Annotated in this window: 21 protein-coding genes; 10 read left to right on the top strand and 11 right to left on the bottom strand. The window is 65.0% G+C overall.

The genetic code is table 11. The features are described from left to right. Positions 1-4: 4 nt before the first annotated feature. Positions 5-2698, top strand: a complete 2694-nt coding sequence (gene tssH / locus QQK18_RS26490; RefSeq protein ID WP_284343422.1) for a type VI secretion system ATPase TssH — start codon at positions 5-7, stop codon at positions 2696-2698. Here the strand turns inward: tssH and QQK18_RS26485 are convergent. Next, positions 2691-5021 (bottom strand): peptidoglycan DD-metalloendopeptidase family protein, encoded by a 2331-nt coding sequence (locus QQK18_RS26485; RefSeq protein WP_284343421.1) that lies wholly within the window; start codon positions 5019-5021, stop codon positions 2691-2693. The two genes, tssH and QQK18_RS26485, sit on opposite strands and share 8 nt — an antisense overlap. A 118-nt stretch (positions 5022-5139) precedes the next feature. Here QQK18_RS26485 and QQK18_RS26480 point away from each other — a divergent pair, with 118 nt between their 5' ends. Both QQK18_RS26480 and QQK18_RS26475 read left to right on the top strand, forming a co-directional pair. Beyond that, a complete protein-coding gene (locus QQK18_RS26480; protein ID WP_284343420.1) occupies positions 5140-5892 on the top strand; it encodes a PP2C family protein-serine/threonine phosphatase in 753 nt (250 codons plus the stop codon). A gap of 7 nt (positions 5893-5899) precedes the next feature. Further along, on the top strand, positions 5900-8083 hold the full coding sequence (locus QQK18_RS26475) for a serine/threonine-protein kinase (protein ID WP_284343419.1): 2184 nt from the start codon (positions 5900-5902) through the stop codon (positions 8081-8083). 110 nt (positions 8084-8193) lie between these two features. Here QQK18_RS26475 and QQK18_RS26470 read toward each other — a convergent pair whose 3' ends face one another. The 5 genes from QQK18_RS26470 to QQK18_RS26450 all read right to left on the bottom strand — a co-directional run bounded on the left by QQK18_RS26470 (position 8194) and on the right by QQK18_RS26450 (position 12140). Beyond that, positions 8194-9966 carry a ribonuclease E domain-containing protein gene (locus tag QQK18_RS26470; RefSeq protein ID WP_284343418.1) on the bottom strand — a complete coding sequence of 591 codons (1773 nt, stop codon included), beginning with the start codon at positions 9964-9966 and terminating at the stop codon, positions 8194-8196. Further along, positions 9963-10406 carry an ExbD/TolR family protein gene (locus QQK18_RS26465; RefSeq protein WP_284343417.1) on the bottom strand — a complete coding sequence of 148 codons (444 nt, stop codon included), beginning with the start codon at positions 10404-10406 and terminating at the stop codon, positions 9963-9965. Before QQK18_RS26465 ends, QQK18_RS26470 begins: the two co-directional genes overlap by 4 nt. Continuing rightward, positions 10403-10828 carry an ExbD/TolR family protein gene (locus QQK18_RS26460; RefSeq protein WP_284343416.1) on the bottom strand — a complete coding sequence of 142 codons (426 nt, stop codon included), beginning with the start codon at positions 10826-10828 and terminating at the stop codon, positions 10403-10405. The genes QQK18_RS26465 and QQK18_RS26460 overlap by 4 nt, the downstream gene beginning before the upstream one ends. A 34-nt stretch (positions 10829-10862) precedes the next feature. Further along, positions 10863-11495: a MotA/TolQ/ExbB proton channel family protein gene (locus QQK18_RS26455; RefSeq protein WP_284343415.1), complete on the bottom strand. Its 633-nt coding sequence runs from the start codon at positions 11493-11495 to the stop codon at positions 10863-10865. Positions 11496-11684: 189 nt separating this feature from the next. Next, positions 11685-12140: a hypothetical protein gene (locus QQK18_RS26450; RefSeq protein ID WP_284343414.1), complete on the bottom strand. Its 456-nt coding sequence runs from the start codon at positions 12138-12140 to the stop codon at positions 11685-11687. 76 nt (positions 12141-12216) lie between these two features. On the opposite strand from QQK18_RS26450, the gene QQK18_RS26445 reads away from it, so the two are divergent. Continuing rightward, positions 12217-12678, top strand: a complete 462-nt coding sequence (locus QQK18_RS26445) for a DUF1036 domain-containing protein (protein ID WP_284343413.1) — start codon at positions 12217-12219, stop codon at positions 12676-12678. Positions 12679-12814: 136 nt separating this feature from the next. Further along, positions 12815-14305, top strand: a complete 1491-nt coding sequence (locus tag QQK18_RS26440; protein ID WP_284343412.1) for a class I SAM-dependent methyltransferase — start codon at positions 12815-12817, stop codon at positions 14303-14305. A 67-nt stretch (positions 14306-14372) separates the two neighbouring features. On the opposite strand, the gene QQK18_RS26435 is transcribed toward QQK18_RS26440, so the two are convergent. The 4 genes from QQK18_RS26435 to QQK18_RS26420 form a co-directional block, all read right to left on the bottom strand. Then, positions 14373-15170, bottom strand: a complete 798-nt coding sequence (locus QQK18_RS26435; RefSeq protein ID WP_284343411.1) for a sugar phosphate isomerase/epimerase family protein — start codon at positions 15168-15170, stop codon at positions 14373-14375. A 153-nt stretch (positions 15171-15323) separates the two neighbouring features. Further along, the gene (locus QQK18_RS26430) at positions 15324-16046 is read right to left on the bottom strand and encodes a sulfotransferase family protein (protein WP_284343410.1); all 723 of its coding nucleotides are present in this window, start codon (positions 16044-16046) and stop codon (positions 15324-15326) included. After that, positions 16047-17036: a Gfo/Idh/MocA family protein gene (locus QQK18_RS26425; protein ID WP_284343409.1), complete on the bottom strand. Its 990-nt coding sequence runs from the start codon at positions 17034-17036 to the stop codon at positions 16047-16049. It lies immediately after the preceding gene. Between the two features lie 65 nt (positions 17037-17101). Further along, entirely contained in the window at positions 17102-18496 is a 1395-nt protein-coding gene (locus QQK18_RS26420; RefSeq protein ID WP_284343408.1) for a sulfatase family protein, read from the bottom strand. Between the two features lie 673 nt (positions 18497-19169). On the opposite strand from QQK18_RS26420, the gene QQK18_RS26415 reads away from it, so the two are divergent. The 5 genes from QQK18_RS26415 (at position 19170) to QQK18_RS26395 (ending at position 25006) form a co-directional block, all read left to right on the top strand. After that, positions 19170-21071: an ABC transporter substrate-binding protein gene (locus QQK18_RS26415; RefSeq protein WP_284343407.1), complete on the top strand. Its 1902-nt coding sequence runs from the start codon at positions 19170-19172 to the stop codon at positions 21069-21071. 83 nt (positions 21072-21154) lie between these two features. Further along, positions 21155-22153 carry an ABC transporter permease gene (locus tag QQK18_RS26410; RefSeq protein ID WP_284343406.1) on the top strand — a complete coding sequence of 333 codons (999 nt, stop codon included), beginning with the start codon at positions 21155-21157 and terminating at the stop codon, positions 22151-22153. A gap of 10 nt (positions 22154-22163) precedes the next feature. Continuing rightward, the gene (locus QQK18_RS26405; protein WP_284343405.1) at positions 22164-23027 is read left to right on the top strand and encodes an ABC transporter permease; all 864 of its coding nucleotides are present in this window, start codon (positions 22164-22166) and stop codon (positions 23025-23027) included. 4 nt (positions 23028-23031) lie between these two features. Then, positions 23032-24057, top strand: coding sequence for an ABC transporter ATP-binding protein (locus tag QQK18_RS26400; protein ID WP_284343404.1), 1026 nt, complete (start codon positions 23032-23034; stop codon positions 24055-24057). After that, positions 24026-25006 carry an ABC transporter ATP-binding protein gene (locus tag QQK18_RS26395; protein ID WP_284343403.1) on the top strand — a complete coding sequence of 327 codons (981 nt, stop codon included), beginning with the start codon at positions 24026-24028 and terminating at the stop codon, positions 25004-25006. Before QQK18_RS26400 ends, QQK18_RS26395 begins: the two co-directional genes overlap by 32 nt. Positions 25007-25237: 231 nt before the next feature. On the opposite strand, the gene QQK18_RS26390 is transcribed toward QQK18_RS26395, so the two are convergent. Next, a complete protein-coding gene (locus QQK18_RS26390) occupies positions 25238-26236 on the bottom strand; it encodes a LacI family DNA-binding transcriptional regulator (RefSeq protein ID WP_284343402.1) in 999 nt (332 codons plus the stop codon). Between the last annotated feature and the right edge of the window lie 107 nt (positions 26237-26343).

The raw sequence follows: 26343 nt of genomic DNA, 5'->3' as shown, positions 1-26343 counted from the left end.
AACCATGAACGACATCAGCCTCGAGACCGTCACCGGTAAGCTCAACCGGCTTGGATACGATGCCTTCATGCAGTCGCTGCGGCACGCCAAGAATGCGGGCAACCGCAATCTGGAGCTTGCCCACTGGCTCTTCCACATCGTCTCGAACGAGCGCTCGGACATCTCCGTCACCCTCGACCATTTCAAGGTCGACCGCGCAAGGGTGCTCTCGGAGATCGGGGCGGTCGTCGATGGGCTGCGCAAGAACGAGACCGAGATGCCCGGCATCTCCACCCAGATCACCGACGCTCTCGACCGTGGCTGGCACTATGCGACGCTGATGTTCGGGGAAACCCAGATCCGCACGGGCCACATCCTCCTCTCGGCGCTCAAGGACCTGGAACTGAAGCGCGCGCTCAATCAGAGCTCCAAACAGTTCCAGCAGCTCGAGGCCGATCGGGTGGCGGCCGAGGCGGCGACCCTCTGGGCCTCATCGGACGAGGAGAACCTGCGCCCGATGGACGGCTCCGGTCTTGCCGCGCCCGACGTTGCGGGAGCGGCGGCCCAGGCGCCGGGCGCGCGCGGCCAGTCGCCGCTCGCACGCTTCTCGACGGACATGACAGCGACAGCGGAGTCCGGCAAGATGGATCCGATCGTAGGCCGCGACGAGGAGATCCGGCAGATCGTCGACGTCCTGATGCGCCGGCGGCAGAACAATCCGATCCTGACCGGCGAGGCAGGGGTCGGCAAGACCGCCGTGGTCGAGGGCTTCGCCCAGCGGCTCGCGTCCGGCGATGTTCCACCCCAGCTCAGGGGTGTCAGGCTTCATGCGCTCGACATCGGGCTGCTGCAGGCCGGCGCCTCGATGAAGGGTGAGTTCGAGCAGCGTCTGCGTTCGGTGATCGACGAGGTTCAGGCCTCGCCCATTCCCATCATCCTCTTCATCGACGAGGTGCACACACTCATCGGCGCCGGTGGCGCCCAGGGCACGGGTGATGCTGCCAATCTTTTGAAACCCGCGCTGGCGCGCGGGACGTTGCGCACCATCGGCGCCACCACCTGGAGCGAATACCGACAGTACATCGAAAAGGACCCGGCGCTCACCCGCCGGTTCCAGCCGGTCAATATCGACGAGCCGTCGATCGAGAAGGCCAGCTACATGTTGCGCGGCATCCTCGCGCCGATGGAAAAACACCACAATGTGCGTATTTCCGACGAGGCGGTGGTCGCCGCGGTCGAACTCGGCGCACGCTACATCCCGGCCCGGCAACTACCCGACAAAGCGGTGAGCCTGCTCGATACGGCCTGCGCGCGTGTTGCCATCTCGCAGAGCACGACCCCGGCGGCCATCGCCGACCTCAAGGACGCCATCAACGCCCGGCGCGAGGAACTGAACGCGCTGGCGCGCCAGGGCGACATTGGCGCGGACAACCCCAAGCGCGGCGAGGCGCTCAATGCCGAGATCGACGAGATCGAGACGCAGTTGAAAGTCCTCGAGGAGACCCACGCCCACGAGGAGAAACTAGTCAAGGAGATCCTGACGCTCCGTGAGGAGCTTACCAATGCCGCCGCCCCTGCCCGTGCAGCCAATCCGGGAGAGTCGGGTGAAACGGTCGCTGCCGTGGAATCGCCAGCCGATATCCGCGCGAGGATCACCTCGCTGGTTGCCGAACTCAACGCGCTCTCGCCCGACGAGCGCATGATCTACCCCTATGTCGACGAGCAGGCCGTCGCGTCGGTCGTTTCCGACTGGACCGGGATCCCCGTCGGCAAGATGGTCAGCGACGAGGTGCAGACCATCCTCAGCCTTGCCGATACGCTGAAGCGCCGGGTGGTGGGCCAGGACCACGGGCTGACCATGATCGCCAAGCGCATCGAGACCAACCGTGCCAAGCTCGACAATCCCAACAAGCCTATCGGCGTCTTCATGCTCTGCGGCCCCTCGGGCGTCGGCAAGACCGAGACGGCGCTGGCGCTTGCCGAAGCGCTCTATGGCGGCGAGCAGAACATGATCACCATCAACATGAGCGAGTTCCAGGAGGCCCATACGGTCTCGCTGTTGAAAGGCGCACCTCCGGGCTATGTCGGCTATGGCGAAGGCGGGCGCCTCACCGAGGCGGTGCGGCGCAAGCCCTATAGCGTGGTGCTGCTCGACGAGGTCGAGAAGGCCCATCCGGACGTCCACGAACTCTTTTTCCAGGTCTTCGACAAGGGCCAGATGGAGGACGGCACCGGCCGGCGGATCGATTTCAAGAACACGCTCATCATCCTCACCTCGAATGTCGGTACCGAGGTCATCATGGACATGGCCGAGGAAGGCAGGACGCGCCCGACGCCGGAAGAACTGGAGGCCGCGCTCAAGCCCTATCTCACCCGCGTGTTCCCGCCGGCGCTGCTCGGGCGCATCGTCACCATCCCCTATTTTCCGCTGTCGCCCGACATGCTTGCCGGCATCGCGCGTATCCAGCTCGAGCGCATCCGCCGACGCATTGCCGAGAACCACGAGGCCGAGTTCGTCTACTCGGACGCAGTTGTCGATTACATCGTGTCGCGCTGCAATGATCCGGACACGGGCGGGCGCATGATCGACAACATCCTGACCAACTCGCTGCTGCCGGAGCTTTCGCGGCACGTCCTCAACCGGGCGCTCGAGCGGCAGGCGATCACCAGCGCCCGAGTAGACATCAGCGACGGCGGCTTCGCCTACGAAGTCAGCTAGACGGCCGGCCGGCATCGGCTGTCTGCGGCACTTGCGGCGCGAGGACCACCTCGATGGCCTTCTTATAGATCTGGAACTCGGGCGAGGCCGGGCGCGCCGTCGCCGAAGGAGCCGTCGCGATGCGCGTGCCGGCCATCTTGGCTTCGGCCCAGGAGACGACATAGGCGGCGTCCTTGCCGACGAGGAAGGGATTGGCCGACAGTACCGACTGGGCGAGCACCGCATCGAGCGGCTGCTGGGGCGGGCTCGCAAGCACCCGGTGCGCGTCCTCCATGCCGAGGAAATGAGCGAGATAGAGACGTCCGGCAGTGACGGTGTGGCCGCGCGCTTTGAGGTAAGCTTCGCCTTCGCGGGCGAGGTTCTGCACCATTTCGCGCGAGATGGTCGGATCGAACCTCAGGTTCAGCAGTTCCGGCTCGGAGAGGGTGCGGGCGAGATCGGGACGGTAGGTACGCATCATGCGTACCCAAGTGGCGGCAATGAATTGACCGACGCCCGTTGCCGTCGAGAGTGGGTTCTGTGCGTCAGCGCGCCCGCCGCTTTCCACCGCGACGATCTGTTCGGTCAAGACATCGACCGCCGATCCCGAAAGCGTCGTCAGACCAGCCTGCAAGACGCTCGATTGCAGCGGATCGACGGGCGCGCCGGCGATCCTCATCTCGAAATGCAGGTGCGGTCCTGTGGAGTTGCCGGTGGTGCCAACAAAGCCGACCACTTCGCCGACACCGATCGCCTTGCCCGGCGCGATGCCTTCGGCGAAGGCCTTGAGGTGGGCATAGTAAGTTTCGCGCCCGTCGGGATGGCGGATGCGCAACAGGTTGCCGTAGCCGCCGCCATTGCCGGCAAAACTCACCTCGCCGGCAAAGGCCGCGGCTACCGGCGTGCCACTCGGCGCCGCCCAGTCGACGCCCGTATGCACGCGCACATCCTTGAAGATCGGATGGCGGCGGGGCCCGAAGGTCGAGGTCAGGACGCCCTTGACCGGCGTGAACATGCCGCTCGGCACGGTGGTCGGCAACCCGCCGCCCTCTTCGGCAAAGCACGAGTAGCTGTCCTCGCTCCGGCGGAAGACGAAGCACTCGATGTCGCGGTCGACACCCCTGACCGCGGCATAGAGCACGCGTCCCACGGTGTCGCCCTCGGCGCCGGCATCGGAGGAATAGGCGATGACCAGACGATCCTCGGGCGTGGCGAAGGCGTTGAGATCGAAGCTGCGCGACAGCAGCATGATCGCTTCGCCCAGGACATTGTTGGGGACGCGGTTGCGCACGGCGGTGCTGTAGACGGCATCGAGCAGGCGGTATTGCCGGCCCGGCTCTGCCACCTCCTGCTGCCGGCCGTAGTTGAAGAGGTCCTCGGGAACCCAGGGATCGGCGCCGAGCACGATCTCGCCGCTCTCGGCGCGTGCGAGCGTGCCGATATAGGTGGTCGACGAATAGATCGAGAGCTGCACCACGCGCGGCTTTGCCGAGGACGCATCCCTGAGGCTGCGGATCGCCACGACCTCGCCGGTCGCCAGACCGGCCTTGTCCAGAAGGTTTTCCATCGCAGCGCCGAAAGCGTCCGCGTCCGCTTCAGCATAGGTCGTGCCGAAGAGATCCTCGATACTGCGGTCGGCGAGGATGCGGGCGAAATAGTCATTGTCGGGGCGAAACCGAGCGGTCTCGGCGCGAACGAAGGCGACGCTCGTGGTATCGGCGACGCGGGTCTTTTCGAAATCGCTCGCCGCCTGCCCGGAGCCCGTCAGGTCCTCACCCCAGCCGGCGCCCTCGTCGGCGACCATGTCAGCCGGTAATTCTCCGCCGCCGGCCGGTACCGCAGCAGTCGACGTATCGGACGCATCGGGCGCCTCTGGTCCAGCCGCCCGGCCGGCCAGGCGCTGCGACTGGTAGTAGGCGAAATCCTGCGGCGTCGACGGCAAGGTGGTCATGAACCGCTGGCTCGAGGTGATCATGGTGTCCTCGAGCACCACGATGTCACCGGGTATTCGCGCAGCCGGCAGCGCCTGCGGACGCGCGACCGTGCGCATCCGGCCGCTGCCGGAAAGGTCCTCGCCGATGCTGATGCGCAGGGGATCGCCGGCAAGGTCGACGATGGCGGGAATGAAGATCGGTTCGGCCGCCGCCTCGACCTCTTCGAGGGGCTCAGTTCCGTCGGGCCGTAGCCCAAGAAAGTCGGGGACGAAATAGTAGATTGTACCGGCAGCGACGAGCAGGGCGGCCAGACCCGCACCGCCGATGAGCCACCGGCGCACCCGGAGGCGGCGCCTGCGCGCGGCGCTCGCCTGCCTCGCCTCCTTAAAGCTCGTGTCGATCTGATGCATTTGGGCGCCGCCGAGCCCCCTCATCCCGCCGCCAAGTGCTTCTGGTGCGTTCAACCCATTGTGCTACAGTGCGTCCTGGATGGACAGCCATATGCTGGCGCTGGAGGGGCTCGCTTGCATGGTTACCCCGACATTCACTTTCGAGAGCTGGGCCGTGTCGCATCCGGGGCGCGTGCGCGCATCCAATGAGGACCGCTATCTCATGGAGCCGGAAGCGGGGCTGTGGCTCGTCGCCGACGGCATGGGCGGGCATCAGTCGGGGGAAGTCGCCAGCGCCTCGATCGTCGATGAACTGGCAACGCTCGGCATCCCCAGCACTGCGTCCGACCAGCACGCCCGGTTCGTCGACCGTCTGAACCGGGCCAACCAGTCGATCCTTGCCTATGCCGCCGACCATGGCGGGGGCGTCGTCGGCTCGACGGTCGCCGCGCTCCTCGTCTTTGCCGATCAGTACCGATGCCTGTGGATGGGCGACAGCCGCATCTATCGGCTGCGCGACGGGGTCCTCGCGCAGCTGTCGCGCGATCATTCCGAGGTCGAGGAGCTGGTCGCCAGCGGCGTCCTCAGCCGCGCCGAAGCGCAATCCTGGAACGGCCGCAACGTCATCACCCGCGCCGTCGGCGTCGGCACGGCGCTCGACCTCGATGCCGCCTATGGAATACTGGCGGGCGGCGACGTCTATATCCTGTGCAGCGATGGCCTTACCGCCCACTGCTCGGACGAGGACATCCGCGATGCCATTCTCGCGGAGGGCGCCGAACGCAGCGTCGAGGTGCTGCTCGACCTCACTCTTTCGCGCGGCGCAACCGACAATGTGACTGTGGTCGTCGTTGCCTGCCGCGACGGGTCAGCCGGCACGGTCCAGGAGTAGCGCCGGGATGACCTGGGACGACAGCAGCGGCCCAAGACGCAGCGCCGATACCTTCCCCCCAGGAACGACGCTCAGTCACACCTACGAGATCGTAGATCATATTGCGCTCGGGGGCATGGCCGAGGTTTATCGAGCCCGCAATATCCATACCGGCGAGCCGGTCGCCATCAAGGTGGTGCTGCCCGAGTTCGCCCGCGACGAAACCATTCTCGCGCTCTTTAAAAAGGAGGCGACGGTCCTCAGCCGGCTGCATCACGAGGCCATCGTCCACTATCACCTCTTCACCATCGAACAGGAGCTCAACCGGCCCTACCTGGTCATGGAATATGTCGATGGCGTGCCGCTGAGCGATATGCTGAAGAGCGGTCCTCTGCCGGTCGAGGACGTGCGGCTGCTGCTGACGCGCATCGCCTCGGGGCTGGGGGCGGCCCATGATCTGGGGGTCGTCCACCGCGACCTTTCGCCCGACAACGTCATCCTGCCCAACGCCGACGTCAGGCGCACCAAGATCATCGATTTCGGCATTGCCAAGGCGGCGGCAATCGGCGAGGGCACACTGCTCGGCGGCAAGTTCGCCGGCAAGTACAATTTCGTCTCGCCCGAGCAGCTCGGCCTTTATGGCGGCGACGTCACCGAACGATCGGACATCTACAGCCTCGGCCTCATCGGTGTTGCAGCTGTGCTCGGGCACGCGCTGGACATGAGCGGTTCGCACGCGGATGTGCTGGAAAAGCGCCGAGGCGTGCCCGATCTCACCGGTGTCGATCCGACGCTCGCAGCCATCTTTGCCCGCATGCTGGAGCCCGACCCGGCGGCGCGGCCGGCCGACATGCAGGGGCTGATCCGCCTGCTCGAGGGCGCAAGGACATTGCCGCCGGAAGCGACCCAAGCGCCCGAGCGGACGGTTGTCCGGCCGGCAGCACGGCCTGCCGAGAGCGAGCCGACGACCCCGCCCCGCCCACAGGGGCCCGCGACAACACCGCCCGTCGAGCCGATGGAGGCCGCCGGCGCGGCGCCACGGCCGCTGTTCGATCCCCTGGCGCCCGGCGCGTCCACCGTTGGTGGCGAGAGCCCGTTCGGTTCTGCGGCCGGTCCGACCGCGCCGGGCTCGGTTCCACCGCCGCCGACAGCACCAGCCACCGCCACGACTCCCCCGGCGGGCCGACGCCGCGGGGTAAGTCGTTTCTATCTGGCGCTCGGCATCGGCGTGTTCATCGCGGGCGCAGGCCTTGTCTATTTCAATCGCGATATGCTGCCGCCGCTCGTAACAGCTCCGCCCGAACCGGAACCAGAGCCTGCCCCCGAGCCACAACCCGAACCTGAGCCTGAACCTGAACCTGTACCCGAGCCCGAGCCCGAGCCCGAGCCTGAGCCTGAGCCCGAGCCTGAGCCTCAGCCTGAACCGACCCAGCCTGTGGCCGAGCCTACCCCAGATCCGGAGCCACTGCCCGAACCTGAGCCTCAACCAGATCCTCTGCCCGAGTCCGAGCCAGAACCTGAACCAGAGCCAGAGCCAGAGCCCGAGCCCGAGCCGGAGCCAATCCTCGAACCCGATACAGCGGCGCCGCAGATCGATGGGGCAGCACGGTTTGTTGCTTGGCTCGACAACTACCCCCTGGGCAGTTGCCAATATGCGGCGGCGACCTCGGTCTCAGAAGATTCCCTGCAAATCGAGGCCTATGGCGATGCGATAGCTCCATTCGAGCGGCTCGACCTTGATTTCCAGGCCGCCAATGGCTTTTCGCCGGACATCGGACTTCGCCTCATCGAGAGCGGCCAGTGTGCTGCGGTAGATTTCCTGCGCAAGGCGCGCCAGATCACCAAGGCCGGCCCCGTGCTCTCCCTCAGCAAGGAGAACATCGCCAGTGGCGAACCCCTGCTCGGCCGGATCGCGGGAGATTCCGGGTGGACAACGGATCTCTTCCTCGTTTCCGCCGATGGACAGGTGGAGGATGTCTCCTCGCGGCTTTCCCCCTCCGCAAGCGGCACCGGCTTTGCCTTGAGCCTCACTTCGGATGCGACCGGCCCCCAGCCGATGATGCTGATCGCGGTATCGAGTGCCGCCGGGCTCGAGGCCATGGACGGACGGGCGGAGGCGGCGGAAAGCCTCTTTTCCAAACTTCTCGACGAGATCAGCGCCGCCGCGACGCCCGTCGCCGTCAGCGCACGCTATTTCAAGCTCGACGGCTAGAGCCTTTCACGTTCCGATTGGATCGGAACGTAGTCTCTAAGCGACTGGACTTCCGCGTTTTCGAACCGCAGAAGTGGCGTCCCCACTTTGCTGAAAACGCTCTAGGAATTTCAGTGCACGGTGAAGGTACTGACCGCAAGCTCGACTGCAATGCCGCGCTCGCTCAACTCGTTTTCGACCGCGGCAAGGAAAGACTCGGCTGAGTCCCCTTCCTGGGGCTCGGTAACAAGCTTTTCGGCGGTGGCGACAGCCAGCAGGAGTTGGGTCTTTCCAGCCGCTTCGCCAGTCGGCACCACCGGTGCCTCAAAACGGATCGCCTCACCCTCGAGCCGCACATAGGGATCGAGGCTCGAAACGCGGCCCTCGTCATCGATAACCACCAGGGTCAGCCAGGCACCGGTCATCCGCAGCACCTCACCGGAAAGCGGTGCTCCGACCGCTATCGCATCGGCGTCGAGCGCAAGTGCGAGATCGAAACCCGGATAGAGCGTGCTTGAGCGCACGAACCTAAGGGCGCCGCATTGCCCGGCAGAGACGGTTTTGGCCTCGACCGGCAACGGTGCACCGATATCGCGCGCCAGAGCTTCGAGAAAGGCTCCGGCCGCTGCACGAGTACCTGCGAAAGCCGTCAGAGCGACAATGCCGTCTCCCGGACGTTCCGGCAGCACGGCAAAGCAGTCGCCGCCATCATAGCCGGCAAGATAATCGTCGAGCGCGTCGAGCCCGGCGACGGCCTCGATGTCCGGAGACAGGGGAGTGAGCGTGACACCACTGGCGCTGAGCGCCGCCGTCACCGCCACCTGGGCTGCGCCCGTCGGAGCAATGCTTCCGTTCCCTATCGCCTGCGTGCTGAGAATTGGAACAGGTTGGACGCCCCCATCGGCTGGGCTCCCAACTCCTGCCGGCACAGCCGCCGCCACCGCGGCCGGGAGCCTCGGGGCCTGCGCACCAACCACCGGCGCGATTGCCGGTGCGATCGACACCGTTGGCGCGATCCCGGCCACATTTGCCGTGACCGTCGCCGTCGCGGTCTCCGTTACGACGAGAGGGCCGGCCGCGCTCGTTATCGGCAGGGCGGTACCGGTGACTGGTTGCGGGCTTCCGGCCTGCGCTTCTGTCCTCGCGGTCGCGCCCATCGGGGCGATTGCTGAAGCGATCGGAACGGTAGCCGAGGTCCCGGTCGCGCCTGCCACCGCGGCGGTTACAGGCGCGGTCATCGTTACCCCTGAGGCGACCTCTGCCACATCTGCCGTAACCGTCGCCGTCAGAGTCTGCGCTGCGATGAGGGGGCCGGTGGCGCTGGCGGTCGGCAAGGCGGCACTGGCGGCCGGTTGGGGGTGGCCGGCCTGCGCCTCTGCCCTCGCCGTCGCACTCATCGAGGCGAGTGACGCGGTCGTAACGATTGCCGAGTTGTCCGTCGCGCCCGCAGCCGCCGTGGTTGTGACCGGAAGGGGAGCGCCGGCGGCCGGCTCGAGTCTGCCCGCTTGCTCTTGCGGTTCGGTGATAGCGGCTTGGCCGGTAACTGCGACCGTGGCAGCCGTCGAAACCGTGGCGGGCGTTGCCGGCAACGCTTGCACCTGAGGGATCGATGCCGCGGCGGCCTCGACGCGCGTCGCCTGCAACCTGTCGGGCGCTATCGCCTGCGCGCCGGCGATGGCCGGTTCGGTGGCCATGGCGACGGCAGGTGCCACCGCGTTCGCCGTCAGGGCTTCGACCTCGACCTGCGCGGGCGCCTCCAGCGAAGCGAGGACGAACTGTGTAGGGGCGGACGGCGTCTCGATCGGCGGCAGGACGGCGATGAGGACGGCGACGGCGCCTACGTGAACGCCCGCCGAAACGAGGGCGGAAAACAGCCACGCACCGGCCTGCCGCGCATCGCTCATGGGGCACCACCGGCGGCGGCGGATCGCTCGTCGAGCGAAACGATCCTGACGCCTATGCCTGCGGCGCCGAGCTCGGCGGCAACGTCCAGAAGCGTATCGGCGGCCATGGACCGCGGCGCCAGGATATTGACGGTTTGGGAGCCCGGTGCGCCGTTCAAACCGGTTTGAATACCGGCGGCGAGATTGCCGCGCTCGAGTGGCCGCCCGTCAATGAGGACGGTCTGCGTATCGACGATCACCAGCAGTGGACGGGGCAGCCGCTCGGGCGGATAGCTTTGCGTCAGCGGCGGCACGATCGCCAGCTCGTCGCGCTGGGTGATGGTGCCGGCGACGAGGAAGTAGAGCATCATCAGGAAAATGACATTGATCATTGGTAGAGCGAAGTCGGGCCCGTCGCGGCGGCGGCGCGGCAGCGAGACGCTGACGGATCGCCTGCTCATGGTGCCACCCCCGCTTCCCGCACCAGCCGCGTACGGGCGAACCGGGCACTCTCGAAGGCTTCAAGCACCGAGACCACATCCTGGACGCTCGCTGCCGTGGTCGTCAGCAGCACGGCGTGCTCGTATCCTGCCGACCTCAGGGCCGAAAGCGCTCCAGGCAGGGCATTGGTTGCGATCGATCGTCCGCCGATGCGGACCGCGCCCGGCCCGATCGTAACCACCAACTCTGCCCCCGCCGGATCGGCAACCGCCGGAACCGCCGCGGCCGCATCTGTCTCGGCCCGTGCGGGCGGGACGATGGACAACAGACCGTAGCGGCCGGTCTGCGAGGACAGCATGAAGAAGATCAGCACCAGGAACATCACGTCGACGAGCGGCGTCAGCATGAAGGTGCGCCGCTTGCGCACCGGCACCCGCGTCATCGGCGCGAGGAGACCTCCGGACCCAGCCGGCGGCCTATGCGGGGCGGACGCGGGCAAGGGTCACCTCGCTGATCGCCAGTTCGAGAGCCGTTCGCTCGGCATCGAGGCGACCTTCGAGCCAGACGGAGATGAAATAGAAGGGAATGGCGACGATCAGCCCCAGTGCCGTCGTCGTCAGGGCCACCCAGATGCCGCCGGCAAGTGCCGAGGGATCGGCCGCTCCGCCGCCGGCGGCAACGTTGGCGAAGGCATCGATCATGCCGATGACGGTGCCCAAGAGCCCCAGCATCGGGGCGGCCTGGACAATGGACTCGATGGCGCGCAGGTACCGCGAAAGGGTGGCAAGGAACCGCTGCGCCTCCTGGGCGGCGACCTGCTCGGCATGCGCCACGTCCCCCGGGTTGCTGATGAGTGCGGTCATCCCCGCCGCGATCACCCTGCTGATCGCGGCTCGATCGGCACCGGCGATGTCGAGAGCGCCGCGCGCGTCGCCCGTTGTCCACGCCGCCAGGGCGCGACGCGAGCCGCCGTGGCGGCCGACGCCGAGCCTGGCGAATTGCAGGGCCTTGTAGATCGCGGCAGTGAGCCCAAGGAGCGACATGGCAATCAGCAGGACGAGGATCGGCCCGCCGAGCGAGAAGAGCTGGCCAATGATGACCTCGAGCATCGGTACCTCCCGCCCGGCCTGGAATTCGGGCCGGCTCTAGATTCCGCAGTCCTCGCGTTTGCGCCAGACCAGGACAGTTGCGTTGGCCAACGTCGAACGCGCTAGAGTCTCATCAGAGCGCCGGCACTGGTTCTTAGTTGTCGCAACGCTTCTTGCGAAAAGCCGGCATTCACCTTTTCGCACGTTGCTCTAGAAATCCACCTCGAGGTCCCAAGGAAACGCAACGTCTACCCTCGAGGACTGGCGCAAATCCGCAGCGCAGAGCTCCGATTTTCCCGCCGGTGTTTCGCACGTCACCACTTCATTGACGAGCAGTCCGGAGAGCGCTTCGCAGCTCTGACCGGCCAGCGCAAACTGCTGCACCTTCGTATCACCCGCCGGCAGCGGCAGGAACTCGAAGGTGATGAGGGTCGAAACCTGTCCGTCCACATCGATGATCGCCATGTTATAGGCGCTGCGGGTGATGGTCTCGCCCGTCTGGTTGCGCATCACGAAGGTCAGCTGGCAATCGGCACCGACCGTCTGGACATTGTTGAGCTGAACGTAAAGGGCGCCGGCCGGAGACTCCGCATCCTGCGCCCTCGCCGGCACCCCAAGGCACGCCAGTAATGCTCCAGCGGCTGCCAACGCTCGGATCGTCCGCATGCCCTTGCCTCCCTTGCTGCCCTTCGGCAAGCAGAGCATTCTAGGGGCCGAGACTTCAAGAGGGAAAGTGCAGCCGATGGCCCGCCGCCTTCACAACCCTGTTGACGACCGGCTGTTGCTGGGAATTGCCCTTGCCGCAGGCTTCTGGTCATTCGCGCTGCCGGCCCGCGCCGAGTTCGATGTCTGCAATCAGACGCTCGATGTGGTCAACGTCGCTATTGGCCAGAGCGCAGGTGAGGCGTTCCGCACCGAGGGGTGGTGGACGATCGGCTCCAACCAGTGCGCCACCGTGATCCGCGACGAGCTCGTTAACCGCTACATCTATGTCTATGCCATCGACGTCTTCGGCCAGCCGATCCTCGATGGCAATGTCGACATGTGCATCGGTACGCGCCGCTTTGCCATTTTGGGGATCGACTCCTGCTGGCAACGCGGCCACAGTCAGGGCAAATTTCTCGAGGTGGACACCCAGGCGGTCGAGCGTTGGACGCTGTTCCTGACCGACGCGCTTGCCGCCGCGCCCGGTCAGGGACAATGAGCGCGCCGGCCGCCAGAGCTTTTCACGTTCCGATTGCATCGGAACGTGAGCTCTAAATCTTGAAGTGACGCGTTTTCGGACCGCAAAAGTGGTGTCCACTTTTGCTGAAAACGCTCTAGGTCGGGAGGAGCCCGTGATGGCCGAAGTCGTCGATGCCGCCCCTTTCGCCTACGACGCCATCCAATATCCGAGCGGGGTCAACGCGCTGCAAACCCCGGACCGCATCCGCGCGGCCGGGCTGCTGCACGGCTGGCGCGGGCCGGACCCGGCAACCGCTTCCATCCTCGAGATCGGCTGCGGGGACGGCTACAACCTCATGGGCATTGCCGCGGTCAGTCCGCAAGCATGCTGCGTCGGCTTCGACCTCTCGCGCGCCGCCATCGCGCGCGGCCGCGATGTGCTCGCTCTGTCGGGCCTCGCCAATGTCGAGCTGGCGGTCGGCGATGTTGCCACCTACCCGCTCGCCGGCGAGGGTTTCGATTACATCATCTGCCACGGGGTCTACACTTGGATCCCCTATTTCGTACGCCAGCCGCTCCTCGATCTCATCGGCGCGCGGCTGAAGCCAGGCGGCGTTGCCTATATCAGCTTTGACGCACTGCCCGCCGCCGCGCCCAAGGCGGCGATCAACCGCTTCCTCGTCAAGCGCGTTGCCGATATTGCCGGGCTCGAAGCCCGTGTCGATGCTGCCGTGCGGCTGCTGGCGATCCTTGCACGCAACCAGCACTCCCAGTCCCGCCTCAAGGTCCAGCTCGACCAATTAATGAACGACCTGCCCCGTTACATGCAGGGCTATTTCGTCCACGACTGGCTGGCTGAGCACTACGCGCCCATCACCCTTGCTGACTTTCGCGCCGCAGCGGGTACCGCGGGATTGCGCTGCGCCGGGGACGCGAGCCTTTTCGACCTCTATACCGGTGACCTCGATGACGAGGCCAAAGCGCTGTTGGCGCAAGCGAGCGACGATCCGGCCGAGCGCAGCAACATCATGGAGATATTGCGCGGTGCCCACCAGTTCCGTCGCGAGCTCCTCGTGCGTGTCGATGCGCCCCCGCCCCCGGCGCCGAACGGTCTCGATGAGCTCTCGTTCGGCTACATGGGCGAGCGGATCGAAAGCCGGGATGAGGAGGGCGAGGCGATCATCGCCTATACGGACGGGGCCGCTCACGTGGTGGCGCGCACGCCACTTGTTTGCGCGGTGATGGACGAACTGCTCACTGTGTCTCCAAACGAACTGACGCTTGCCGATCTCGCCGAGCGCATCGGGGGCGACCGCGTGATCCTCGCCGGCGAAGTTCGGCGCTTGGCGATCCGCACCCTCGTGACCGCGCACGGCACCCCGCAAAACTTCACCACGAGCCCCGGCGAGCGCCCGCGCACCCCGGGGCTCGTACGGGCAATGATGAGCCTCGGGCCCGACACGATCACCCTGAGGCACAGCAAGCTCTCCCTGGAGCATAATGCCGACCAGGAGCTGACGCGGACATTCCTCACCCTATGCGACGGCAGCCGCAGCCGCGCCGACATCGCCCAAGCGCTCACGGCTCAATCCGGCCAAGAGATCACGCCCCAAAAGGTCGATGACGCGGTGACCCGCTTTGCCGCAGCGCGGCTCTTCGAGCCCTAGAGCTTTTTTTGAACCGGATCGGGAGATCCAAATCATTGAATTATCGCGTTTTCGAGCCGCAAAAACGTCAGCGAGCGCCGCACGCCTGGAGGCAGGCCTGCATATGGCCGCGCGCCTCGGCGGCGATCACGGCGCATTGCTCGACCGAATGGTCCTTGGCACCGATCACCTCGAGATCGAGCGGCCCGGTATAGCCGGCCTCGTGGAGTGTGCGGATATAGCCGACGAGGTCGATGTCGCCGCGCCCGTTCGCCTGTTCTTCCGGCTTGCCCGGTCCGGTCAGGCCCTTGAGGCAGTCGCGGATGTGGACGTGCTTGACGCGGGAAACGACCGCGGCGATCGCCTCGACCGGGTTCTCGCCTGAGCGGAAGATGTGCGAGGGATCCATGTCAATGCCGAAAGCCGGGGATGAAATCGCCTCCATGACCTTGAGCGTCGTCGGGGTGTCGTGCACCGAATGGCCGATATGGGCCTTGACGCAAAGGGTCACGCCATAGCGCTCGGCCATCTGCGCAAGCTTGCCCAGGGCATCGATCGATTCTGTAAGGCTCGCCTCGTCGCCTGTCTTGCCGCCCGGCCCGCAATTGATGATGGGGATGCCGATCTCGACGGCGGCTTGCATCGCCTCCTCCATCACCTGCGGGTCGCGCGAAGGTTGCTCCATGGCGAGGAGCTCGAGATCATAGTCGGCCGCCAGGCGCTTCACCTGCGGCGCGATCTCGCGCCAGCGCTCGATGACGAGGTGCTCGCTCATGCCATTGATGGCTGAGACCTCGACCCCGTCATACCCGGCCATGGCCAGATACTTGAAGGCCGTCTCCATGTCGTGTCCGCCAAAGAGGACGGTGTTGGCGCCGAGCTTCATTGCTCTCTCCCAGTTTTACCTTCCGGTTCCCGACCGCTCAGGCGGCCGGCTCGATCGCGACGTGACTTGACTGAGTCAAGCCACGCGCTTCTCTACTTCTTGTTGTAGCGGGATTGTCGCGAAAAACCGGTTCCCACTTTTTCGCATCCCGCTTCAGATATCGTAGCGATAGGCTTTGAGGGCCGGCTCGAAGAAGTCGAACGACACGTCTTTCCCGGGCCTGCTCCGCCAGCGCCCGACCGCGTCCGGCCGCACGATGATGCGCGCCAGGTCGTAGCCGAGGAATCTCTCGAGCCGTTCGAGCGTCGCTTCCTGGTCGTCCACGAAGTCTTCGAAGCGCACTTCCAGCCAGTGCGCAGGTTTCGGGGTCGCCTGCACCAGGTCGTACTGATATTTCCAGGAGATCGCCCGCCGGCGCAGGACGTCGTCGGACCTTGGATAGTCGATACCGAAATCGGCCATATCGTCGGTCTTGTGGGTCGCCAGGATTGAATCGCGCGGATCGCGAATCCAGAAGACATACCGGGCCTCGGGGAACATGCGCTGGATCCAGGGATAGACCAGCGTCGTTTCCGGGATCTTCCAGCCGCGGTGCTCGGCTTTGCTGGTGAGTACTGCGGCGAGATACTTTTCGATCAGCTGCCTGAACTCGGCAGGGATCTCGGCGCTCAGGGCGCGGCTGAAGTCCCATTCGAGGCCGCCGGTCCAATCGACGTAGCGCGCGAAGATCCGGCAGGCCTCGTACATCGCTTCGGGCGGCACCAGGTCGCCGGAGGCGTTGAGGGTCTGGCCCATATAGACGCCGCTCGCATAGAGCGTGTGGGAGATGGCGCGCGTGCCGCCGTGGCCGCGGCCGATGATGGTGACGAGCGACATCTAGAGCGTGACCACCGTATCGGTTTCCCAGGACTTGATCGCCGCCTCGATGATGCGCTGCACCTTGAGCCCGTCCTCGCCGGAGGCGTCGATCGCCTCGGGCGCGGCACCCTCCAGGTTCTGCTCGATCCAGCGCGTGATGCGGCTCTTGAAGGTCTCCGGGAACTTTTGCATGCCGCCGAGACACGAATAGCGTTCGATCTCGGGCGAGCGTCGCGGATAGAACTCCAGTTCCTCGCAGGCGTCGCGCAGTACCGCACGCGCGTTGGAGCCCATCAGGTCGAGCGTTTCGAGCCCATAGCCGGGACCGGCGTCGTAGGAGCCGGTGAGGCTGCCGATGAGGCCGCTCTCGAACATGAGGTTGACCTGGACGTTCGACCAGATCTGACGGCCCTCGCCCTTCTTGAAGAAGGCCTGCACCTTGGCAACGTCCCCGCAGAAGTAGCGCATGACGTCGAGCGAATGCGGGTGGAGCGCGCGCATGTGGAAATAGGGGGCGCTCTCGTTGGGATTGTTGATCCACATGGTCATGCGCGCGATGTTCAGCGGGCCGAGCCGTCCGCTATCGATCCACTCCTTCAGGCGCAGGGCCGCCGGCGTGAAGCGATGATTGAGGTTGATGCCGTAGCGCAGGCCCTTGGACTTGGCGAGCGCCACCATCTTCTCGGCTTCGTCGATCCTGTTGGAGATGGGCTTCTCACCGAGCACGGGGATACCGGCTTCCAGCAGCGCCATGGTCGGCTCGTAGTGGTGCCCGCCATTCTCCTCGCCGGCCGTCGCAACGCTGGCAATGTCTATATCGAGCCCCGCTTCGACCATGTCCTTGACCGAGGTGAAGGCGCGGCACTTGTAGCGCTCGCCTCCCTCCTTGGCCTTCTCCTCGATGGCGTCGCAGACCGCGACGATGGTCGTTTGCGGGTGCTCGTCGTAGACGCGGGCGTGGGTGTTGCCGATATTGCCGAGACCGACGATCGCAACGTTAAGGGACATGAGTCCTGCCTCTTGGGGATGGTCGTAGGGGTGGGATGCGGGGCCGGGGACCGGCCCCACCGACTTTATTTGCGGGACTCGGCCTGCAGGCGTGCGGCCTGCTTCGGATCGCCGATGTGGAGGGTGTCGTAGGCCTGCTGGGAGGTCTTGAACGCCCCCACCCCGGCCTGGCCGTGCCAGTCGCCCTGCTCGTAGATCGGGTTGGGCATGCTTGTTTCCTTCTCGCGCTTTTCGATCCAGGCCTGCATGCGGGCCTTGAGATCGGCGACGACCTCCGGGCGCTCGCCAGCGAGGTTGTTGTTTTCTTGCGGGTCGTCCTTGAGGTTGTAGAGCTCGACCTCCGGCTTGAAATGGAAGTCGGGCTCGAGCGCCACGATCAGCTTCCACTCGGGCGTACGCCAGCCGTGCTTGTGCATCCAGGTGCACTCGGTGATGTAGAATTCCTGATCGTAGTGCTCGACCTCGCCGGCAATCATCGGCATGAGGCTGCGGCCCTCGTGCGGGTCCTCGAAAGGGATTTCCGCCAGTTCGAGGATCGTCGGCATCAGGTCCTTGTGCTGATTGAAACCGGCAAGGCGCTTGCCGGCCGGAATCCTCTGGGGATAGCGGATGACAAGCGGCACGTGCAGGACGTTGTCGTAGGTGCCGTGGTGATCGAACCAGCACTCGTGCTCGTAGAGGGTCTCGCCATGGTCGCCGTTGATGACGACGATGGTGTCGTCGAGCACGCCGCGGGCTTCGAGGGCAGTGAAGATGGTGGCGAGCGCCGTGTCCATATAGGCGATGGCTCCGTCGTATTGGGCAACCACATAGTCCTTGTCCGAGATGCCGGGCGGCATCCAGGCGCGGAAGAAATCGGCGAACGGCTTGAAGGCCATCACCGGCTCCATCGATCTGTTGGCGGGATCCGTCTCGTTGCCGTGGTAGAACATGCGCTCGAAGGGTTCAGGCGGCAGGTAAGGCGCGTGCGGATCCATGTGGCGCAGGAACAGGAAAAACGGCTTGTCGTCCTCAACCAGCCGGTCGAGCTCGGGCATGGTGACCGCGTTGAGGTTCTGCGCCTTGGGGCTGCGCCCCTCGTTCCAGCTGCCCCAGCCGGCATAATCGAGGTACTTCTCGAAGCCCCTGGAGCTCGGGTTGCCGGTAAAACCGACGCAGGTGGTGTTGTAGCCCTCGGCGCCCAGGACCTCGGCGAGCGTGCGGATGTCGGGGCGCAGGCCCCCCTTGTGGCGGAGCGCCACGACCTGTGTGCCGAAGCAGTCCCGGCCGGTCAGCATCGAGGCATAGGCGCTGGTCGTCGGGATGTGCGGGCTGAACGTGTTCTCGAAGACCACGCCGCCCTTGGCGAACTCGGCGATATGGGGCGTCGTCAGACGTGGATAGCCATAAAGGCTCATGTGATCGGCCCGCAGCGAGTCGATGCCGATCAGCAGGATGTTTGGCTTCTTCTGCCCGTTCATTGGACCGACCTTCGGGCTGATCCCGGACCACCGGTTCCGTAAACCGTTGCACGTTGCGCCCTCGACAGGGCGCAATCGCGCGCGGACCATTTGATCCCTGCAGACACTCGCTCCTCCTTCGCCAGCTGCCCGGCAGCCGGCTTAGCCCTACGTTTTCTCTCGTGATTTTCGCCCTCTCCTCCCAGAGAGTAGCGAGAACATGAACGACCCGCGCGAAATCTTGGCGGCACCCTCCCAGGCAGGGACAATCTTGCACCGTCTCCTGGCGCTGTCAATCACAAGCGATCAACTTCGAGCACAGAACCTACTGAACTGGTCATGCCCTCCAATCTGGTTGGTCGAATTGATTGATTTTGATTGACACTGGCAGAAGCCGAGTGCTTACTTCGATGGGTTTCACTGCGGCGCAGGCCGATGGACTGCGCAGCGGCGGCCCTCGGTCGCGAACATTCGGCAGGCGTGCGAGGGACGCACGGACAGCCGGAATGAACGCTGCGGACACGGCAAGTTGCACCAGCGCGAGCCGTGACTGGTGCTATAAAAAGAGGAGGCCGAGGACCGGCAACAGGACGGCGGTGAACGAAGCGGAACGGAGGCCGCTCACCTGCCTGTCATAGTCCGACTACAGAAACCGCCGGAGGGGCGGTGCTCAGCTTCAGGGAGGAGAGCGACTATGTTTTCACGCCTAGTCTTAGCAGGACTTTTGACCGCGGCCATTGGCCTGCCGGTCGGCGGCGCCATGGCGCAGCCGTCAGGGTTGCCGGTCGATGTCCCACGCGAGCAACTGTTCGTTTCCGATCAGATCCTGCGCTACAACGTGGTGGGCAACTACAACTTCTGGGTCCTCGGGCCGCAGAACCCCACCCGGCACGCCATGTTCCTCGAGACGCTCTGGATCCGCGACCAGGAAACGGGCGCACTGGTGAATGATGCGGCGAGCGCTCCGCCGCAATACAACGACGACTACACGCAGATGAGCGTCGAGTTGCGCGACAACATCTTCTGGAGCGACGGCGTCCAATTCACCGCCGACGACCTCGTTTATACCATCGAGACGCTCAAGAGCACGCCCGAGCTCGGTGCCAATGGCTGGCACGCCCAGCTCAACCAATTCGTCGAAAGCGTGGAGAAGACCGGCGACCACTCGGTCACCTTCACGCTCACCGAACCGAACGCCCGGTTCCACTCGCTGTTCGAAGCGCGCTGGAACGGCATCTACATGATGCCCAAGCACGTGTTCGAGGAGGTCGAAGACCTCGCCACCTTCACCAACAACCCGCCGGTGGTGCTCGGCACCTACATTCCGGTGCAGGCTGACCCGAACGGGTTCTGGGAGCTCTACGAGCGCCGCGAGGACTGGGAGCGGTCGCCGGCGGGTGTCGAGACGAACAATCCAGGGCCGGAGAATATCCTTTCCATCTTCTACGGCGACAGCACCCGCAAGGCCATCGCCATGTCGCGCGGCGAGCTCGATGTCTATTTCGACGCCGATTTCGAGGCGTTCCAGGAGACGCTCGACACCACGCCGACCGCCCGCTCCTGGTACCAGGAGTTCCCCTGGGCCTACCCCAACGAAGTCAGCTCGCGCCAGTTCGTCTTCAACCAGGAGAACGATCCCGTCTTCGCTAACAAGGACGTGCGCTGGGCTCTGGCGCTCGCCCTAGACATCGTCGAGCTGCAGACCGAATATATAGGGGGCGTGGTCAAGGTGACGCCGATCCCGGTGCCGCCGACCGGCGAGCTCGTCTCGCTCTACCACGAGCCGCTCGAAGAATGGCTCATCGACCTCGAGATCGATCTCGGCAATGGCGAGATGTACAAGCCCTACGATCCGACCGTGCCCGATCGCATCGCCGAATGGGCCGAGGGTCAGGGATATGACGTGCCCGGTACGCCGCGCGAGGTGTTCGGGAGCGGCTGGTGGAAGTTCGACCCCGAGGCGGCCGAAGCGCTCCTCGTCAAGAACGGCTTCAGCCGCGACGGCTCGGGCCAGTGGCTGAAGCCCGATGGAGAGCCCTGGGTGCTGAGCCTCCAATCCCCTCCGGACGAGAACGACGCCTTCCGCATGGCCAATGCCGCGTCCGACATGTGGACCGATTTCGGCATCCAGGTCGACCTGCAGGGGCCGGAGCGCAGCGTCTGGGATCAGAACCACATCGAGGGCCAGTTCCAGGTCTCGACCCCGTGGTACAGCTTCGCGCTCGCCTCGGGGGACGCCTGGCCCGAGATCCGCGGCTGGCATCCTGATTTCTATGTGCCGGTCGGCGAGGACTACCGGTCCCTCGGCGGCAACAACTTCCAGCGCATCAACGATCCCCGGGTCGGCGAATTGATTGATGCGATGGCTGCCGTCGAGCCAGGGAGCGAAGAGAACCACGAACTGGTGACAGACTTCCTCAAGCACTGGACCGAGGAGATGTATTTCATCACCACGATCAGCTTCAAGAAGTTCGTCACCTGGGATGAGCGCTACTGGACCGGGTTCCCGACCGCCGAGAATCCGGAACGCATGCCGCTCTACTGGTTCCAGGGAGGCAAGTACACCTTCCAGAGTCTGCGGCCGGTCGCCGAATAGCAAGCCGGCAGGTGGGAAGGGCGGCAACCGCCCTTCCCCGCTCCGAGACCCCTATTCAGACCGCATTCGGGACGCCGCCATTCATGACGCTCTTAAAGGAATACATCGTCCCACGGCTCATCCAGTGGGCCATCGTCATCTTCATCGGCGTATCCCTGACATTCCTCATCCCGCGCATGTCGCCGATCAATCCGATCGATCAGGCGATGGGGCGCCTTACCGCCTTCCAGACGCTTTCGCCCGAAGCAACGCTTGCGCTGCGCCAGTCGCTGATGGATCTCTATGGCCTGGAAGGGAACCTTCTCACCCAGTACCTCAACTTCTGGGGGCGGGTGCTGCGCGGTGATCTCGGCCCGTCCTTCAGCGCCTTTCCGACGACCGTCGCCGATATGATCGGCTCGGGCATCTGGTGGACGATCGGGCTCCTGGGACTCTCGACGATCATAGCCTGGACGCTAGGGCTCGTGCTTGGCGGACTTGCCGGCTATTTCCCCGACCGGTGGTGGTCGAAGGCGGTCGAGAACACACTCGTCTCGATCTATCCGATCCCCTACTACATCGTCGCCTTCATCCTGTTGATGCTCTTTACCTATTACCTGCCGATCTTCCCGCTGGTGGGCGGCAGCCGCGGCACGGCGAGCTTCAGCTGGAGCTATATCGGCTCGCTCGTCTATTATGGGTTCCTGCCGGCGCTCTCGCTGGTGATCGGGGCGACGGCGTTCCGCTTCATCATGTCGAAGGCCCTGGCCAGCACCGAGCGCTCCTCGGACTATGTGCGCTTTGCCGAGATCGCGGCGCTCCCCAAGCGCAGGATCGTCTTCCGCTACGTCATCCGCAACACCATGCTGCCGCAGGTCACCGACCTTGCGCTGTCGCTGGCGGCGATCTTCGAGGGCGCGCTGATCACCGAGGTCGTCTTCGGTTATCCCGGTCTCGGCTATCTGCTGCTCAATGCCATCAATGCGAGCGACTACAACATGATCATGGGCATCACGCTGCTCTCGATCGTTGGCATCGCCACCGCTTCCCTGCTGGTCGATCTCTGCTACCCGCTGATCGACCCGCGCGTGCGCTACCGGTGAGGGCGGAACCATGCTGACCACGATCAGGGACCTCTTCCGCTACAATTCCGCCTTCCGCTACGGGTCGCTCATTCTGGTGGTGGTCTTCATCCTGGCGGGTCTCTCGTTTTTCTCGCCCTATGCGCCCGAGGCACGGCGGGTAGTCCCCCGCGCCGCTCCGCCCTCGCTCGAGCACTGGTTCGGCACCACCTCGCAGGGCCAGGACGTCTTCTGGATGCTGACCTTTGCGGTGCGCAACACCCTCATCGTTGCCGGTCTTGCCGTCATCATCGGCCGGGGCATCGGGGTGATGATCGGCATGATCTCCGGGTATCTGGGCGGCCGCTGGGACCGGTTCCTGTCGGGGCTCGTCGATTCCTTCATTGTCATTCCGCGCCTGCCGCTGCTCATCCTCATCGCCGCCATGCTGCGCGGCCACATGACGCTCGTCGCGCTCGGCGTGATGATCGGGCTTCTGGACTGGGCCATCCCCTCCAAGCGCTACCGGTCGCAAGTCCTGAGCCTGCGTGAACGCGAGTTCACCAACACCGCCGTCTTTTCGGGGATGCGCTCGGTCAAGGTGGTGGTGCGGGAGCACCTGCCGTTCCTCATCCCCTTTCTTCTGGCCGATGTCGTCAGCGGGTTCCTGTTTGCCATCGGCCTCGAGGTGACGCTCTCGGTGCTGGGGCTCGGCGACATGAATGCCCAGAGCCTGGGCACCATGATCTACTGGGGCAACTACTACCAGTCGCTGCTCGCCAACCGCGTCTGGGTGCTGGCGGCGCCGATTGCCGCGGCGGTGCTGATCGTCGTCGGCTTCTATCTCGCCTCGGTAGGGCTCACCGCTTATCTCGATCCGCGCACCCGGTTGGCGCGCCTGCAAGCGAAAGGTTAGCCTCTTGGCCCAGCCACCAATTCTCGAAGCACGGGACCTCAAGGCCTATTACATCACCGAGGCGTTCGGAGTGAGACGTACGGTCAAGGCGGTGGATGGGGTTTCGCTCTCCATCCAGCCCGGCGAGATCTACGGCATTGCCGGCGAATCCGGCTGCGGCAAGTCCACGCTCCTCAAGATGCTGCTCGGGGAGTTCGAGCCGCCGCTGACGCCGGTCGAGGGTACAGTCGCCTACGACTTCGGCGAAGGTCCGTCCGATGCGCTCGGCATGGACGAGGCGGAAGTCGCCTCCATTCGCTGGTCCAGGGTCTCCTACGTGCCGCAGGGCTCGATGCATGTGCTCAACCCCGTGCGCCGGATCGGCGACACCTTCCACGATTTCATCTCGACGCACCGGCCGATGCCGCGGCGCCAGACCAACGAGATGGTCAAGGCGTACCTTGCCGAATTCGGGCTGCGTGAAGGGGTTCTCCAATCCTTCCCCCACCAGCTCTCGGGCGGCATGCGCCAGCGCGTCACCATCGCGCTTGCCACCATCCTCTCACCCAAGCTGATCTTTGCCGACGAGCCGACCACCGCGCTCGACGTCGTCGTGCAGCGCAGCGTCATCCAGCTGTTGAAGCGCATCCAGCGCGACCATGGCAGCACCCTGGTGCTCATCACCCACGACATGGGCGTGCAGGCAAACCTGGCCGATCGCATTGCTGTGCTCTATGCCGGCAAGCTGGTCGAGGAGGCCGATACACGCACCATCTTCAAGGCGCCGCGTCACCCCTATACGCAGCACCTCATCGGGTCGCTGCCGACGCTCGAGGACAAAGTGGCGCGCCAGAGCCTTCCCGGCCGCCCACCGGCACTCGACGACCCGCCCACGGGCTGCCGTTTCCATCCGCGGTGCCCCTACGCCATGGACATCTGCAAGAGCGTCGAGCCCCCGCTCGTTACCCTCGAAGACGGCCACCGGGCCGCATGTCACCTGATTACCGACGAGGCCGATCATGCAGCACACTCTCGACCAGCCCTTGCTTGAGATCGACCACCTGACGCGGGTCTTTCTCAGCCGGCAGGGCCTGTCGGTGACGCGGCTCGAGGCGGTTGACGACGCGTCTCTGACCCTCACTGCCGGAAAGCCGGAGATCTACGCGCTCGCCGGCGAGAGCGGCAGCGGCAAGACAACGCTGGCGCGGATGGTCCTCGGGCTCGAGCGGCCGAGCGAGGGCACGCTCAACTACAAGGGCCGATCTGTCGGCGAGCTGTCGGCGCGCGACAAACGGACCTGGTTCTATAAGGAGGTGCAGCCGGTCTTCCAGGACCCGTTCGCGACCTTCAGCCCGATGAAGCGTATCGACAGCTATCTCTATGAGACGGCGCGGAACTACCAGGTGGCCAAGGGTGCCGACGTCGACAAGCGCATCGACGAGGCGCTGCGGGTCGTCGGTCTGACTCTGGCCGAGGTGCGGGGGCGCTATCCCAACGAGCTCTCGGGCGGTCAGGCGCAACGCGTCTCGATCGCACGGGCGCTGATCACCCGGCCCTCGCTGCTGGTTGCCGACGAGCCGGTCTCCATGCTCGATGCATCGCTGCGGATGTCGATCCTCAACCTGTTCAAGGACCTGCGCGACAAGGAAGGCGTGGCCGTCCTCTATATCACGCACGACCTCGCCACCGCTTATTATACAGCCGACAGGATCGGCGTGATGCTGCGGGGCTGGATCGTCGAGACGGGGCCGGTCGAGCGGGTGCTCGGCAGCCCGCTCCACCCCTATACCCAGCTCCTCAAGAGCTCGGTGCCGCAGGCGGATCCCGACAAGGCCTGGTCGGCCGAGCCGACGCTCGCACCGCGCCCAGTCACATTTCCCGTCAGCGGCGGCTGCAAGTTCGCCGCCCGCTGCCCAAAGGTCATGGACCGCTGCCGCGTCGAAATCCCCGCCTCCTACGAGGCTGAAGGACGCAGCGTGAAGTGTTTTCTTTATGCGTGACTGGCGCGCTTTTGGCCGCCTGTAACGGGGCTGAAGAAAGTCCTGCGGGAAGGCCCCCTCACCCGCCGCTTTGCGGCGACCTCTCCCCCCGGGGAGAGGTGAAGAGGGGCACTGTGCTTGCCACCGCGACACCTCTCCTTTGGGGGAGAGGTCGACGGCGAAGCCGGCGGGTGAGGGGGCCTTCCTCATTTTCGCAAACCCTGAACACATTGGCAGGTATGCGGAGGAACCCTACCCACCTGAACTTTGCCGCAAGACGAGTTCGCCGCGGACGGAGATGGTGCGATCACCGGAGGGTGTGCCGGCAGCAAGGTACTGGATGGCGCGCTCAGCCATCTCGACATGCGGCAAGGTCACACTGGTGAGGGTCGGCTCGAGGCTCTTGGCAAACTCGCGGTCATCATAGCCGATAACGGCAACGTCCGCCGGCACCGAGCGGCCATGCGCGCGCAAGGCTGCGAGTGCACCGCGCGCCATGATGTCGTTCTGACAGAAAATCGCATCGGGCGGATCAGGCAACTCGAGCAATTGTTTGGTCGCGGCAAAGCCGCTCTCGTGGCCCCAATCCCCAATCGCTTCGAACGCTCCATCGCGTGGCAGGCCAGCGCGAGCAAGGGCGCGATGATAGCCTTCCAGCCGCTCCTTGGCCGCGAGTTGCCAGGGGTCGCCGGTAATCGTTGCGATGCGCTTTCGCCCGCGCCCGATGAGATGGTCGGTCGCGAGCGTTCCGCCGCTGCGTTCGGCCGGCAGCACCGCAACCCCCACACCGTCAGCGCGCCGGCAATTGAGAAAAACGTGGCGAAAGGCATCGAGCCTGGCAGGCGGTTCGACGATCGCGGTGAAGGTCCTGGCATAGATCACGCCGTCGACGCCGAAGCGCGCGAAGTTCTCGAGCGCGGCCGCTTCATGGTCCAGAATGCCGCCGGTTACCTGGATGACGATCTGCACCCCCTGGGCGTCCGCCCAGATCTGCATGCCCTCGATCAGGTTGATCGGGTATGCCGCCGATATCTCGTTGATCAGAACACCGTAGAGGCGCTTGCGATCGGGATCGATCTGGTGAAGGGCCGGACCCGGCTCGTAGCCGAGCTCGCGCGCCACGCGCAGCACGCGCTGGCGCGTGTCTTCCGCGATGCGCACGCCAGGTATCTGATTGAGAACCAGGGAAACGGTCGTTTTCGACACGTGCGCGGCGCGCGCGACATCGACCATCTTGACCCGTCTCTTCATTGCGGTCCCTCCTTCAGCGGTAACCTGCTTGACAAGCGCGGGCAGGTCAATCAAGGTGCTAAACAAATTTAGCATACCGGTCGAAAGAGAACCGGTATCGATGTGAA

Source organism: Devosia nitrariae, assembly GCF_030160115.1.
GTDB classification, from domain to species: domain Bacteria; phylum Pseudomonadota; class Alphaproteobacteria; order Rhizobiales; family Devosiaceae; genus Devosia; species Devosia nitrariae.
The sequence above is the reverse complement of the archived record's forward strand: the minus strand, read 5'-3'. Positions and strand labels throughout refer to the sequence as shown.

Coding starts and splice junctions, on each gene's coding strand:
- QQK18_RS26405 (WP_284343405.1), top strand. CDS start 22,164: ATGCTGACCACGATCAGGGACCTCTTCCGCTACAATTCCGCCTTCCGC.
- QQK18_RS26465 (WP_284343417.1), bottom strand. CDS start 10,406: ATGAGCAGGCGATCCGTCAGCGTCTCGCTGCCGCGCCGCCGCCGCGAC.
- QQK18_RS26395 (WP_284343403.1), top strand. CDS start 24,026: ATGCAGCACACTCTCGACCAGCCCTTGCTTGAGATCGACCACCTGACG.
- QQK18_RS26425 (WP_284343409.1), bottom strand. CDS start 17,036: ATGTCCCTTAACGTTGCGATCGTCGGTCTCGGCAATATCGGCAACACC.
- QQK18_RS26390 (WP_284343402.1), bottom strand. CDS start 26,236: ATGAAGAGACGGGTCAAGATGGTCGATGTCGCGCGCGCCGCGCACGTG.
- QQK18_RS26415 (WP_284343407.1), top strand. CDS start 19,170: ATGTTTTCACGCCTAGTCTTAGCAGGACTTTTGACCGCGGCCATTGGC.
- QQK18_RS26455 (WP_284343415.1), bottom strand. CDS start 11,495: ATGCTCGAGGTCATCATTGGCCAGCTCTTCTCGCTCGGCGGGCCGATC.
- tssH (WP_284343422.1), top strand. CDS start 5: ATGAACGACATCAGCCTCGAGACCGTCACCGGTAAGCTCAACCGGCTT.
- QQK18_RS26435 (WP_284343411.1), bottom strand. CDS start 15,170: ATGAAGCTCGGCGCCAACACCGTCCTCTTTGGCGGACACGACATGGAG.
- QQK18_RS26475 (WP_284343419.1), top strand. CDS start 5,900: ATGACCTGGGACGACAGCAGCGGCCCAAGACGCAGCGCCGATACCTTC.
- QQK18_RS26410 (WP_284343406.1), top strand. CDS start 21,155: ATGACGCTCTTAAAGGAATACATCGTCCCACGGCTCATCCAGTGGGCC.
- QQK18_RS26440 (WP_284343412.1), top strand. CDS start 12,815: ATGGCCGAAGTCGTCGATGCCGCCCCTTTCGCCTACGACGCCATCCAA.
- QQK18_RS26420 (WP_284343408.1), bottom strand. CDS start 18,496: ATGAACGGGCAGAAGAAGCCAAACATCCTGCTGATCGGCATCGACTCG.
- QQK18_RS26470 (WP_284343418.1), bottom strand. CDS start 9,966: ATGAGCGATGCGCGGCAGGCCGGTGCGTGGCTGTTTTCCGCCCTCGTT.
- QQK18_RS26430 (WP_284343410.1), bottom strand. CDS start 16,046: ATGTCGCTCGTCACCATCATCGGCCGCGGCCACGGCGGCACGCGCGCC.
- QQK18_RS26460 (WP_284343416.1), bottom strand. CDS start 10,828: ATGACGCGGGTGCCGGTGCGCAAGCGGCGCACCTTCATGCTGACGCCG.
- QQK18_RS26485 (WP_284343421.1), bottom strand. CDS start 5,021: ATGCATCAGATCGACACGAGCTTTAAGGAGGCGAGGCAGGCGAGCGCC.
- QQK18_RS26480 (WP_284343420.1), top strand. CDS start 5,140: ATGGTTACCCCGACATTCACTTTCGAGAGCTGGGCCGTGTCGCATCCG.
- QQK18_RS26450 (WP_284343414.1), bottom strand. CDS start 12,140: ATGCGGACGATCCGAGCGTTGGCAGCCGCTGGAGCATTACTGGCGTGC.
- QQK18_RS26445 (WP_284343413.1), top strand. CDS start 12,217: ATGGCCCGCCGCCTTCACAACCCTGTTGACGACCGGCTGTTGCTGGGA.